The sequence below is a fragment of the Herbaspirillum sp. Her3 genome (genome assembly GCF_057961275.1).
In genome coordinates this window covers 42,811-54,882 of record NZ_CM176328.1, presented here as the reverse complement: position 1 = coordinate 54,882, position 12,072 = coordinate 42,811, and the positions used below count along the sequence as shown (strand labels likewise).

At 61.7% G+C, this 12,072-nt stretch carries 8 protein-coding genes; 6 read left to right on the top strand and 2 right to left on the bottom strand.

All coding sequences use genetic code 11. The features are described 5' to 3' along the window. The first annotated feature begins 241 nt into the window (after positions 1-241). The 6 genes from ACVC5H_RS00265 to ACVC5H_RS00240 all read left to right on the top strand — a co-directional run bounded on the left by ACVC5H_RS00265 (position 242) and on the right by ACVC5H_RS00240 (position 8,893). Positions 242-2,983 carry a type VI secretion system Vgr family protein gene (locus ACVC5H_RS00265; protein WP_489620450.1) on the top strand — a complete coding sequence of 914 codons (2,742 nt, stop codon included), beginning with the start codon at positions 242-244 and terminating at the stop codon, positions 2,981-2,983. A 3-nt stretch (positions 2,984-2,986) separates the two neighbouring features. Beyond that, positions 2,987-4,705 (top strand): esterase/lipase family protein, encoded by a 1,719-nt coding sequence (locus ACVC5H_RS00260; RefSeq protein ID WP_489620449.1) that lies wholly within the window; start codon positions 2,987-2,989, stop codon positions 4,703-4,705. A 110-nt stretch (positions 4,706-4,815) separates the two neighbouring features. Beyond that, a complete protein-coding gene (locus ACVC5H_RS00255; RefSeq protein WP_489620448.1) occupies positions 4,816-5,754 on the top strand; it encodes a T6SS immunity protein Tli4 family protein in 939 nt (312 codons plus the stop codon). Continuing rightward, complete coding sequence (locus tag ACVC5H_RS00250; protein WP_489620447.1) at positions 5,751-7,493, top strand: esterase/lipase family protein; 1,743 nt, start codon at positions 5,751-5,753, stop codon at positions 7,491-7,493. The genes ACVC5H_RS00255 and ACVC5H_RS00250 overlap by 4 nt, the downstream gene beginning before the upstream one ends. Continuing rightward, entirely contained in the window at positions 7,490-8,563 is a 1,074-nt protein-coding gene (locus ACVC5H_RS00245) for a T6SS immunity protein Tli4 family protein (protein WP_489620446.1), read from the top strand. The genes ACVC5H_RS00250 and ACVC5H_RS00245 overlap by 4 nt, the downstream gene beginning before the upstream one ends. A gap of 63 nt (positions 8,564-8,626) precedes the next feature. Further along, a complete protein-coding gene (locus ACVC5H_RS00240) occupies positions 8,627-8,893 on the top strand; it encodes a PAAR domain-containing protein (RefSeq protein WP_489620445.1) in 267 nt (88 codons plus the stop codon). Between the two features lie 39 nt (positions 8,894-8,932). Here ACVC5H_RS00240 and ACVC5H_RS00235 read toward each other — a convergent pair whose 3' ends face one another. Continuing rightward, positions 8,933-10,537: a methyl-accepting chemotaxis protein gene (locus ACVC5H_RS00235; protein ID WP_489620444.1), complete on the bottom strand. Its 1,605-nt coding sequence runs from the start codon at positions 10,535-10,537 to the stop codon at positions 8,933-8,935. Positions 10,538-10,742: 205 nt separating this feature from the next. Continuing rightward, positions 10,743-12,071 carry an MFS transporter gene (locus tag ACVC5H_RS00230; RefSeq protein ID WP_489620443.1) on the bottom strand — a complete coding sequence of 443 codons (1,329 nt, stop codon included), beginning with the start codon at positions 12,069-12,071 and terminating at the stop codon, positions 10,743-10,745. Between the last annotated feature and the right edge of the window lies 1 nt (position 12,072).

The following is a 12,072-nucleotide window of genomic DNA, read 5'->3' as shown; positions in this document are numbered from 1 at the left end:
GTTGGCATGGCGCCTATCATAGCGCCCCCGCTGGCGATCGGCATGGCACAACACAATGTCATCGGCGCAATGCGCGCCGTCGAACTCTGACGATTTTGCTCGTCAACCTCCGGCGCTTTGCACAACGGCGCGCCTGCCTCCTCTAGCATGGCCGCTCCCATCGCCATTGCCCGTTCGCCGCGCACCCTTCGCCTTGCTTCCCCTGCGCGGTCCGAGACGGGTTTCCTGCAAGGATCCCCGCATGCTCTACCGGACCATTTCCGAAGCATTCACCTTCTGGACCCATCAGGCCCGCGCCATCCGGTTGCGCCTGCCGCAATCGCACCAGGCCTTGCAGGATGCGCTGCTGGTCATGCACGTGACGGGCCGCGAGTCGCTTTGCGGCGAGATGGAATATGAGCTGCTGTGCCTGTCGCCGCACGCGGACCTGGGGCTCAAGGAGTGCATGGCGGTGCCGGCGGAAATCCAGCTGGTGACGGACCAGGGAGAACTGCGCACGGTATGCGGCTTCATCGCCGAAGCCCATGCGGGCCAGCTGGACAGCGAGTTGAGCAGCTACCGCCTGGTGCTGCGCGATGCGTTAAACCTGCTGGGCCAGCGTACCAATACCCGGGTCTTCCTGCGGGCCAGCGAGGTGGACGTCACCCAAGTCCTGGTCAGCGAGTGGCGCCAACGCAGTGCGCTCATGGCCAGCAGCTTCGCGGTGGACTGGTCGCTGCTGGCAGAACCTTATCCGCTGCGCGAATTCATCATGCAGCACAACGAATCCGATGCCGCCTTTTTGCACCGCCTGTGGAAGCGGCGCGGCATCGGCTGGTTCATCCGCCCCGGTGCGCCACCCTTGCCGGGCCAGGCAGGCAGTCCCCGCCATACCCTGGTGCTGTTCAACGACGCGATGCAGCTGCCGCGCAGTGCAGCGGGCCCCCTTGCCTACCGACAGGATCACGCGCCCGGCGAGCAGGATGGCATCCTGCACTGGCAGGCCACGCGCCGCCTGCGTGCGGGCAGCGTCAGCCGGCATACATGGGACCACGTGCAGGATGGGCCCATGCGCAGCCAGGTGAACATAAGCACCGAGCAGGGAGAGCTGGGCGACCGTTTCGCCCGTCTGCTGGACGACTACCTCATCGAAGCGCCGCACGTCGCCGAGGATCGTGAAGATCTTGACCAGATTGCCACCGCGCGCATGCAGCGGCTCGCGCAGGAGACCAAGGAGTTCCGGGCCGACTCCACCGTGCGTGCGCTGCATGTGGGCGAATGGATCAGCGTGGAGGGGCATCCGGAGCTGGACCGGCATCCGCCGCACGAACGCGAATTCGTCCTCACCCGGCTGGAGGTCTACGCCGAGAACAATCTTCCGGCATCCCTGGACCAGCGCCTGCAGCAAGCGGCACCGCATCACGAAAGCGCCTTCGGGGACCTGGCCCCATTGCGCCAGCGTTGCCGCGAGCAGGGCCGGCGCTATCTGAACCGCTTCGTCTGCGTGCGTCGTGGCATCCCGCTGGTTCCGGCTTTTGATCCACGCGTGGATCTGCCCAAACCGCAGTTACAGAATGCCCATGTGGTGGGACCGTCCGGTGAAGAGTTGTACTGCGATGCGCTGGGCCGCATCAGGCTGCGCTTTCACGGCACCCGCATGCAGGACCATCAGCATGCAGGCGGTGCGGGCGCCAGCGACAGCGAGCGGGATTCTGCCTGGGTGCGTGTGGCCAGCCATTGGGCGGGCCGGCAATGGGGCGCGATCAGCTTGCCGCGCGTGGGCGATGAAGTGCTGGTCGATTTTCTTGGCGGAGATCCCGACAAGCCCATTGTGATCGGCCGGCTCTACAACGGCCAGTCCCTGCCCCCGGCCTTCAGCCGTGTTGGCAGTCTGCCAGGCAACCGCTTCCTGTCGGGCATCAGGAGCAAGGAAATCCAAGGCCAGCGCTACAACCAGCTGCGCCTGGACGACACGCCGCGCCAGATCAGCGCCCAGCTCGCCTCCCAACATGGACAGAGCGAGCTGAACCTGGGCTGGCTCACCCATCCCCGCACCGAGGGTCAGAGCGACGCCCGTGGCGAAGGCGCCGAGCTGCGTACCGACCAGGCCCTGGCGCTGCGGGGCGGCCAGGGGGTGCTCATTAGCGCCGTTGCGCGCAACGGGGCCAGCGGCGCGCAGCTGGATCGCGCCGAGATGCTGGGCCTGATGGGCGTGTTGCAAGAGGTGCAGCAGCAGCTGGCCGACCTGGCCCGGACTCATCATGCCGACCACACGCAGGTGCAGACCTTCAGCCGCTTGCGTGCCCATCTTGATGCGTGGGAGGCCGGCAGCAACACGCAGAGCGAGAACGAAGGCGGCGGCAAGCCGGTGGTCGCGGTGACGGCGCCGGCCGGCGTGGCCGTTACCAGTGAGGAAGGCGTGGTCGTCGGCGCACAGAAGGAAGTCGATCTCATCAGCGTGGGCAACACGCAACTCTCTGTCGGCAAGAAGCTGCTGGCGCGCGTGGCGGAGAGCGTTTGCCTGTTCGCCCAGCGCCTGGGCATCCAGCTGGTCGCCGCCAACGGCAAGCTGCAATTGCAGACCCATGGCGGCGACATCGAAGCGACCTCGGCTCGCCGCATCGTGCTCACTGCCGCCGATGAAATCGTGCTGCAGGCGCCCCGCCTGCGGCTGCTGGCACAGGGCGCGCAGATCGACCTGGGGGGTGATGCGATCACCCAGCAGAGCAGCGGTGACCACACTATCCGCTCGGCCAATTTCCATCACGTGAGTGCTGCCCACAGTCAGCCTCCTGGCGTGGAGTTGCCGGCCAGCGCGATGCCTACCGACGAGCGCTTCATCCTGGCCCGGCGCGGCAGTGGCCGGCCTCACGTGCGGCAGCGCTATCGCATCGAGCTCGATGACGGCAGCGTCATCGAAGGCGTCACTGACGAACAAGGCCGCACTGCGCTGAGCCAGGACATGGCCATGCGCATCGCGCGGCTGCGTATTGTGAAGGAGTAGATGATGAGTGGATCCGAACCGACGCGCCTGGTCGGCACAGCCTGGGATGAAGAGGGCAATGATGTGGCGCAGTCTGTGCTGACCGGCAAGCGCATGAAAGTCAGGGCCTTGTGCCTGACCACACCGGATGTGGTGGTTCCTATCCTGTTCGTGCCGGGCATCATGGGGACCAGGCTCAAGCTGGTTGGTCGTGACAAGGGGCCGGCATGGTTCCCCCCCGAGGCCAAATGGGAAGCCGTCGTGCTGCTGCTCAAGCATTTTTGCCGCACTGCTGCAGATCGCCAGCGCTTGCTCAACCCAAATACCACCGAGGTGGATGAAGACGGGCCGGCTTATCCGGATGACATCAGCAAGACGCTGCTGGCCTTTGCTCCCGGCAAGACCGATGCCGAACGCATCAGGTGGCGTGGATGGGGACAGCTGCATGCGGACAGTTATTTGCCGATTCTTTCACTGCTGGAGAGCAGCCTGGCCTTGATCTTCGATCCCGCGAGCCAAGGCAGGAAGCTCACCTCACATTGGCAGGAACTGGTGATAGCGCGCCAGGATGCGGCCAAGCTAGGTGCACAGAAGCCGTTCACACCACTGCAGGAAAAACAGCTACAGGACGCCGCCGAACTGCTCTATCCGGTGCATGCCGTGGGCTACAACTGGCTGCAGAGCAACAGGGTGTCGGCACAGCGGTTGGCTGACCAGATCGAACGGATTACTGCGTATTACCGCAGCAAGGGGAGACGTTGCGAGCAGGTGATTCTGGTCACGCACAGCATGGGAGGCCTGGTGGCGAGAGCTTGCGCGCAGTTGCCAGAGATGGCCGAACGTATCCTGGGTGTGGTGCATGGTGTGATGCCGGCCATTGGCGCACCGGCGACCTACAAGCGTATCCGGGCCGGGTTTGAAGGCGCGGCGCAGGTGGTCCTGGGGCGCAATGGCTCCGAGTGTTCGGCGGTGATGGCCAATGCCCCTGGCCCGCTGGAATTGCTGCCGACGGCGCAATACAAGACATGGAACAACAAAGGAGAACGGCATTGGCTTAGCGTCAGCTATGTGGGGATCGGACAGCGTGGGCTGCCCGAGGAGATGGAAAGCTTCCTTGGTGAGGGAGATCCCTACTCAACAATCTATCTCAACAATACTGCGGATTGGTGGAGGTTGATCCGTGAAGATTTGATCGATCCGGCGGGAAGAGAAGACAGGGCGAAATTGCGAAGCGCGGGAGAAGGTACGGTAAAAGAGCCGGCCTCCGACTTTAAAAAATTTCAGGACAATCTCGAAGCCTCCCGGAAGCTTCATTCAATCATCAAAGATCGATACCACTCTAATAGCTACGCGTATTACGCCAGTGATTCAGGAAGGCTGACTTGGAATGAGGTGCAGTGGAGATGTCAGATGCTCGTGCCTGGCAATCCTCATTACGCTTTACTTGCGGGCGATGATTTAAACGGTTCCATAGAATTACTCTTCAATGGCAACAAACGATACCGTTTCCTGATTCAAGGTGGTAAGGGGAATGGAGATGGCACCGTGCCGGCCGAATCGGCCGAAAGTGCAAAAAAGCATGTCGTTCAAATCTTTAGGCATGGTGGAAGTGCCAGCGGTCATGACTCCTACGACCACCAGTATTCGTATAACTCCCCAACCGCTCAGGCAGTGACCTTGTATTCCATCGTCAAGATGGTCTCGGAGTCCGACCTGGTTAAACGTTCTTCAGCCAAGTCGTGAAGCTTCGGAGACTTATCGTTTTGATCGTCGTATCGATGCTTCTCAGCGCGACAACAGCATTTAACCAGACACCCAGCCGAGCCAGCTCACCGCATATGATGAGTAAAAATATGGACACAAAGAATGAAACACCGGTTCGTACATTTTGTACGGGCAGATTTCTTATTGATCTTCCGGCTGGTTCCCAACTAAGCGGAGGAAACTACCAATATGCTTTTGCCCGCATTGAATCACCGAAGACGATGGGCAAGGATGACTTTGAAAAAGCGGTACTGTCCAGAGCGACGTATCTGCGAACTACAAAACATGACTCCGGTGCGCCAATGCTGATCGACATAATCCGGCCAGATCACAATAGTGCGATATTGGTTTCTTGGAACCATGATGCAAGTACTGTAGTGATGTCGATGACTGGATATCGTTGGATGGAGGGCCGCAGTTTTTCCTTCTCGATGAAAGTCGCTGATGATCACCATTCGGAAGGTCTGGATGCGATGCGACAGCTACTGTTCAACCTTCGTTCTCGACCCGACGACGATATTCCTTCAGAACCCGGATATTGCTTTGATGGAGGCTTCATCGCCAATCCAGAATGGGAAAACGAAGAAGCCGGCATCGACATCGACATTGCCGGCCACCCCGATGCCTTTGTCTCTGTCTGGTTCTACCCACTGGCAATGAGCAAGCACGACCGCCCCCTGCTGGATCGCATGGGTGACGTGCTGCAAATGCTGGGCCGTATGGCGACTTCCGTGCATGTGTTACGACGAGGCGACCGTCAGGTCGGCCCGTACAAGGGCCAGGAATTTCTGGTGAGTGCACCCAACAGCGGCGGTATGCGCGGCCACAGTTTTATCTGGGAGACCGAAGGCGAAGGCACGCTCGATACCCCCGCGCTCAAGATCGAATTGACCACCGGCCATCACGACAAAAACAGCAATCCTCAACAAACCAGGATGACCGACGCCCAGGCCATGCAGCTGTGGGACGAAGTGCTGAACAGTTTCCGCCTGCGTCCCGTCGTCAGTGCACAAGAGACTCGACCATGAGCCGTTCGACAGCCAGCATCGAGCCGACCCGCCTGGTCGGCACAGCCTGGGATGAAGAGGGCAATGATGTGGCGCAGTCTGTGCTGACCGGCAAGCGCATGAAAGTCAGAGCCTTGTGCCTGACCACACCGGATGTGGTGGTCCCGATTCTGTTCGTGCCGGGCATCATGGGGACCAGGCTCAAGCTGGTTGGTCGTGACAAGGGACCGGCATGGTTCCCGCCGGACAGCACTTGGGACGCCATCGTGTTGCTGCTCAAGCACCTGATCCGCACCTCGGCCGACCGGCAGCGGCTGCTCAATCCCGATATCACCGAAGTGGATGAAGACGGGCCTGCCTCGCCGGACGAGACCAGCAAGACGCTGCTTGCCCTGGCGCCTGGTGCGACCGATGCCGAGCGCATCAAGTGGCGTGGCTGGGGACAACTCCACGCGGACAGTTACTTGCCGATTCTTTCGCTGCTGGAGACGAGCATGGCGCTGATCTTCGATCCTGCCAGCCAAGGGGCGGTGCTGACTTCGCAATGGAAGGAGCTCGTCATGGATCGCCAGGACGCGGCAAAACTGGGAGCGCAGAAGCCCTTCGTTCCGCTTGAGGAAGAGCAGTTGCGCGATGCTGCCGAGGTGCTCTATCCGGTACATGCGGTGGGCTACAACTGGCTGCAAAGCAACCGGGTGTCTGCCCAAAGATTGGCTGGGGAGATCGAACGTATCACCGCGTACTACCGCAGCAAGGGCAAGCGTTGCGAGCAGGTGATCCTGGTCACGCACAGCATGGGTGGGTTGGTCGCGCGGGCTTGTGCCCAGCTTCCCGGCATGGATGAACGCATTCTTGGCGTGGTGCATGGCGTGATGCCGGCCATTGGTGCACCTGCGACCTACAAGCGTATGCGCGCCGGGTTTGAAGGCGCGGCGCAGATCATCCTGGGGCGCAATGCGGCCGACTGCACGGCAGTGATGGCCAACGCGCCGGGTCCCCTGGAATTGCTGCCCACGGCGCAATACAAGACCTGGACCAACCGAGGGGAGCGGCATTGGCTGCGGGCCAGTTATCGGACCATTGGGCAGCGGGGCATGCCTGAGGAGATGGATAGCTTTCTTGGAGAGGACGATCCCTACGTGAAGATCTATCTCAACAATTCGGCGGATTGGTGGAGGTTGGTGCGGGTGGATTTGATTGATCCGGCGGGTAAAGAGGACGAGGAGCGCGCGAAGAGAGAGGGGAAGGTGTCGGTTCGGGAGGATGCAAAGTCTTCTGATTTTGAGCAGTTTGCAAAGAAAATGAAATTGGCACGGACTCTTCATCAACTTATTGAAGACAGCTATCACCCCAACACCTACGCGTATTACGCCGCCGATCCACAACAGGCTGCGTGGAACGAGATCAGCTGGAAGTGCGGACCGATGGTGCCTGGCGATCCCAAGAAATCGCAACTGGCAGACGATGATCTGAACGGGATGTTGGAGCTGCGCTTCGGCGAGCATCACCTCCATTACTTCACGCTTCAGAACGGTACTGGACCCGGGGATGGTACGGTCCCGGCGGAGTCGGGTGGTGCGCCGAAGTCTCATGTTGTCCAGATATTCAAGCATGAAGGAAAGCTGAAATCTCATGACAGCTATGACCATCAGTTTTCCTACAACGCCAAGATTGCGCAGGCGGTCACCCTCTATTCCATCATCAGAATCGTCAGTACGTCGGCGAATTTGAAAGCACCCTCTTCAGATAAATTCGTATGAAAAATTCGTTGCGTCTCATCGCCATTTCGGCCTTCACAATTTGGCTGCTTTTATCTGGAGATATCTCACCTCAACAAGGATTGCAAATCATGAACACAGCCCGGGCCAATGAACCCGTTCCTGCCGTTTCCACTTTTTGCGTCGGGCGCTTTCTGCTCGATATGCCCGCAGGCTCGGTGCTCAGCGGCGGCAATTATCGCTACGATTTTGTGCGGCTGGATAAACCCAAAGCCATGACCTTGGAAGAATTCGAGTTGGAAATGGCCACCAAGGAAAAGAGGCTCAGATCGACGAAGCATGAAACCGAGTCCAGCCTGTTGCGCTTGTTGATCAAGCCGGATCCATATTCGTGGATTTTCGTCTATTGGGAGGAGAGCTTTATTACAGAAATAGCTCAGGTAGACGGATACCGCTGGATTGACGGGACACGTTATCTCTTCAAGAGTCACGCAGGCATGAGTAAGCCCCGTACCGGGACGATGAGTCGCCAGGACTACGCCATCGGGGGTATGCGCAAGATTCTCTCCAGCCTGTACAAGCGGTCAACCCATGAGATTCCTACAGAACCCGGCTACTGCTTCGAAGACGGCTTCATCGCCAACCCCGAATGGGAAATGGAGGAAGCCGGCATCGACATCGACATCGCCGGCCACCCTGACGCTTATGTCTCGGTCTGGTTCTATCCCCTCTCCCGCCGCGCACACAGTGAGCCCTTGCTGGACCGCGTAGGTGGCGTGCTGCAAATGCTGAGCCGCATGGCGACCTCGGTGCACGTGCTACGGCGAGGCGACCGCCAGGTCGGCCCCTACAAGGGCCAGGAATTTCTGGTAAGCGCCCCCAACAGCGGCGGCCTGCGCGGCCACAGTTTTATCTGGGAGACCGAAGGCGAAGGCACGCTCGATACCCCCGCGCTCAAGATCGAATTGACCACCGGCCATCGCGACAAGAACGGCAATGCGCAACAAACCAGGCTGACCGATGAACAAGCCATGAAGCTGTGGGACGAGGTGCTGGACAGCTTCCGCCTGCGCCCGACCGAGGCTGCGCCAGCCTCCATCACGCCGCCGTAGCCAGCGCCGCCCTTCGCCGTCTTGTCGCTCCCCCTTCCCAATACCACTCGAAAGGAATTCGCCATGCCCAACATCATTCGCCTGGGTGACGCCACCTCCCATGGAGGCAAGGTCACGCAAGTGAGCGCCACCCATTTCAAGGTCGGCGGCTTACCCGTCGCACGGGTCGGCGATGCTTGCAGCTGTCCGCAAAAAGGACACGACAACTGCACCATCGCCGAAGGACATCCCCATCACAAGATCGATGGCATCGCCGTCGCCTACGAAGGCCACAAGACCAGCTGCGGGGCCGCACTCATCGCCAGCACCGGCAGCTTCAGCGCGCAGTGACGGCACCTCCCGGCACGCTCATCTTCCCGGCAATGCGCCTCACGCATAGGTCAACCGCGCATTCGATGGCGCCGCAACGAGCTTCAGTTCCGGCGCCCCGCCCTCCAGCTTGAACACCGACACCAGCCGCGCCAGTTGTGCTGCCTGGTCCTGCAAGGATTGCGCCGCTGCTGCGGCTTGCTCGACCAGTGCGGCATTCTGCTGTGTCACCTGGTCCATCTGCACGATGGCCAGGTTGACCTGTTCGATCCCCGCACTCTGCTCATGGCCGGCGGCGCTGATCTCGTTGACCACCTCGCCTACCCGCTGCACGCTTTGCACTACGTCGTGCATGGTCCGCCCGGCCTGCTCGACCAGCCTGCTGCCATTGCTTACGCGTGCCACCGAGTCGGCGATGAGCGCCTTGATCTCATGCGCGGCGGTGGCCGATCGCTGTGCCAGCGCGCGCACCTCGGAAGCGACCACTGCAAAGCCGCGTCCCTGCTCACCGGCGCGGGCCGCTTCCACGGCGGCGTTCAGGGCCAGGATGTTGGTCTGGAAAGCGATCCCGTCGATCACCGCAATGATGTCGACGATTCTCTTGGAGGAGGCATCGATGGCGCCCATCGTCTCCACTACCTGATTCACCACGTCGCCACCCTGGCGGGCAATGTCGGAGGCCGATCCGGCCAGCTCGTTGGCCTGGCCGGCATGGCTGGCGTTCTGCTTGACGGTGGCGGTGAGCTGCTCCATCGAAGAAGCCGTCTCTTCCAGCGAAGCCGCCTGCTCTTCCGTGCGCGAGGACAGGTCCAGGTTGCCGCGCGCGATCTCGCTGCTGGCCGTGGCGATGGTATCGGTCGAGACGCGCACCTGGCTGACGATCTCCAGCAACCGGTCATTCATCTTCTTGAGTGCGCGCAGCAACATGCTGGTCTCATCGCGGCCATGCGCATCGATGGCCGAGGTCAGGTCGCCGGCCGCCACCGTCTCGGCCACGCGTACTGCGCGATCCAGGGGCGCGGTGATGCTGCGCGTGATCATCCAGGCAATCGCTGCAGCCGCAGCCAGCCCCGCCGCGGCCAGCGCCAGCAGCAGGGTGCGGGCCTGCACGTAATTGCTGTCGACCTCATTCCCGGCCGCTTCCATCATGGCGTGCTGCTGCTTGATGAGGGCATCGGCAGCATTCATGGTCGCGCTTTGCACCGGGCGCACTTCGTCGATGAGCACGTCGATGGCGCCCTCCTTGCCGCCCTGCTGCACCATCGCCAGCACCTTGTCGCGTTTCTCGAAATAGGCACTCTGGGCCGTCACCAGCTTGTTGAGCGCGGAGCGGCTTTGGTCATCGGTGAGCAGCTTGTCCAGCTGCGCCAGATCCTCCTTGATGGTGCGGTCGGCGCCGGTGATGCGCTCGTACTCGCTCTTGATCTGCGGCTCTCGTTTCAACAGCAGGATGTTGCGTACCGAGCGTGCGATCAGATTGAGCTGGTCGACGATATCTCCCGCCACCACGGTCTTGGGATACTTGTCGTGGATCACATCCTTCATCTGCCCGTTGAGCTGCCCCAGGCGCGCGATGCCGCTGGCGGCCATGGCCAGCATCAGTACCATCAGCAGGCCGAAGCCCAGCCACAGGCGTACGCGAATGGTGACGTTGGAAAGTTGCATGGAATTCCCCCTGTTATCGTTGGTTGCCGGCAGGCAAGCCGGTGCGATGGCGTAACAGGAAAACAATTATTGCCTGACATCCTGCTTGCCCACCGGCAGCTTCAGCATAGGAGACAAGCGAGAGGAAGCCAAGCGCGGCCTGATGCCGTCATGAAAACGCCGCAGCACGAGGCTGTGGTGCAGACCAATACAAGGAACAAGCACATCAGGTAGTGGCCGACACCAGCGGCCGGCCCGGCGCCTGCCGGCCCAGCATGGCAATGGCCAGGGCCGACACCAGGGCAGGCACGGCCAGCATGGCCAGGATCAGCCCCATGCCGAGGTTCATCGACATCATCCAGCCGCCACACAGCGAGCCCACCACCGAGCCGCAGCGTCCGGCCGCATTGGCCCAGCTGACGCCCGTGGCGCGGTTGTGGGTCGGATAGAACTGGGCGGCCAGCGCATTGGCGCCGACCTGTGTGCCGCTGACGAAGATACCGACGCCGAAGATGGCCAGCACCAGCAGCCACAGATGGCCGTTGCTCAAGCCGCTGGCCGCCACGCTGACCGCACCTAATACGTAGGCCAGCGACAGGGTGCGATGCGCACCGGCACGGTCCATGCAGCGGCCCAGCACAATGGCCCCCAGCGTGCCGCCGATCTGGAAGGTGGACGTCACCAGGGAGGCCTTGCTCATCGATGCCCCGGCATTGGTCAGCAGCGTGGGCAACCAGCTCGAAATGAGATAGATGATCAACAGGCTCATGAAGAAGCTGATCCACAGCAATATCGTCCCCATCGCATATTGCGGACTGAAGAGCGCGCGTACGGGCGTGCCGCTGGCCTTCTCGTCCACGCTCAGCAGCGGCGTCTGCGTGAGGGCCGGTGCCAGGCGGCGCAGCAGCGCTTGCATGCGTGCGGGCGAGGCCTGCCGGCTGACCAGGAAGCGCAGCGATTCCGGCAGCCACAGCACCAGGGCCGGTACCAGCAGTAGCGGCAGGATCCCGCCGGTAAGCAGCACGCCGCGCCAGCCCACGCCGGCCAGCAGATGCGCCGAGGCCAGTCCGCCCACGGCCGAGCCGATGGTGAAGCCGCAGAACATGAGCGTCACCAGCGTGGAGCGTCGCGCCGAAGGACAGTATTCGGAGGTCATGGTAATGGCGCAGGGCATGGCGCCCCCCAGGCCCAGCCCGGTCAGGAAGCGCCACGCCACCAGCCAGCCCAGGCTGGGTGACCAGGCCGCCGCCAGGCTGGTCAGACCGAAGAACAGGACCGAACACACCAGGATGGTCTTGCGCCCCAGACGGTCGGCCAGCGGACCGAAGACCAGAGCGCCGGCCATCAGCCCGAACAGGCCAGCCCCGAACAGCGGTGCCAGCGCGGCCGCGCTCAGTTGCCACTCGGCACGGATGGCGGGGGCGATGAAGCCGATGGCGGCGGTGTCGAAGCCATCGACCGTCACCACGAAGAAGCACAGCCACAGCGTGAGCCGCTGCAGCCGCGAGAAAGGCAGTGCATCGATGAATTGCTGTACCTCTTGCCTGGTTTGCATG

Coding starts and splice junctions, on each gene's coding strand:
- ACVC5H_RS00265 (WP_489620450.1), top strand. CDS start 242: ATGCTCTACCGGACCATTTCCGAAGCATTCACCTTCTGGACCCATCAG.
- ACVC5H_RS00260 (WP_489620449.1), top strand. CDS start 2,987: ATGAGTGGATCCGAACCGACGCGCCTGGTCGGCACAGCCTGGGATGAA.
- ACVC5H_RS00255 (WP_489620448.1), top strand. CDS start 4,816: ATGGACACAAAGAATGAAACACCGGTTCGTACATTTTGTACGGGCAGA.
- ACVC5H_RS00250 (WP_489620447.1), top strand. CDS start 5,751: ATGAGCCGTTCGACAGCCAGCATCGAGCCGACCCGCCTGGTCGGCACA.
- ACVC5H_RS00245 (WP_489620446.1), top strand. CDS start 7,490: ATGAAAAATTCGTTGCGTCTCATCGCCATTTCGGCCTTCACAATTTGG.
- ACVC5H_RS00240 (WP_489620445.1), top strand. CDS start 8,627: ATGCCCAACATCATTCGCCTGGGTGACGCCACCTCCCATGGAGGCAAG.
- ACVC5H_RS00235 (WP_489620444.1), bottom strand. CDS start 10,537: ATGCAACTTTCCAACGTCACCATTCGCGTACGCCTGTGGCTGGGCTTC.
- ACVC5H_RS00230 (WP_489620443.1), bottom strand. CDS start 12,071: ATGCAAACCAGGCAAGAGGTACAGCAATTCATCGATGCACTGCCTTTC.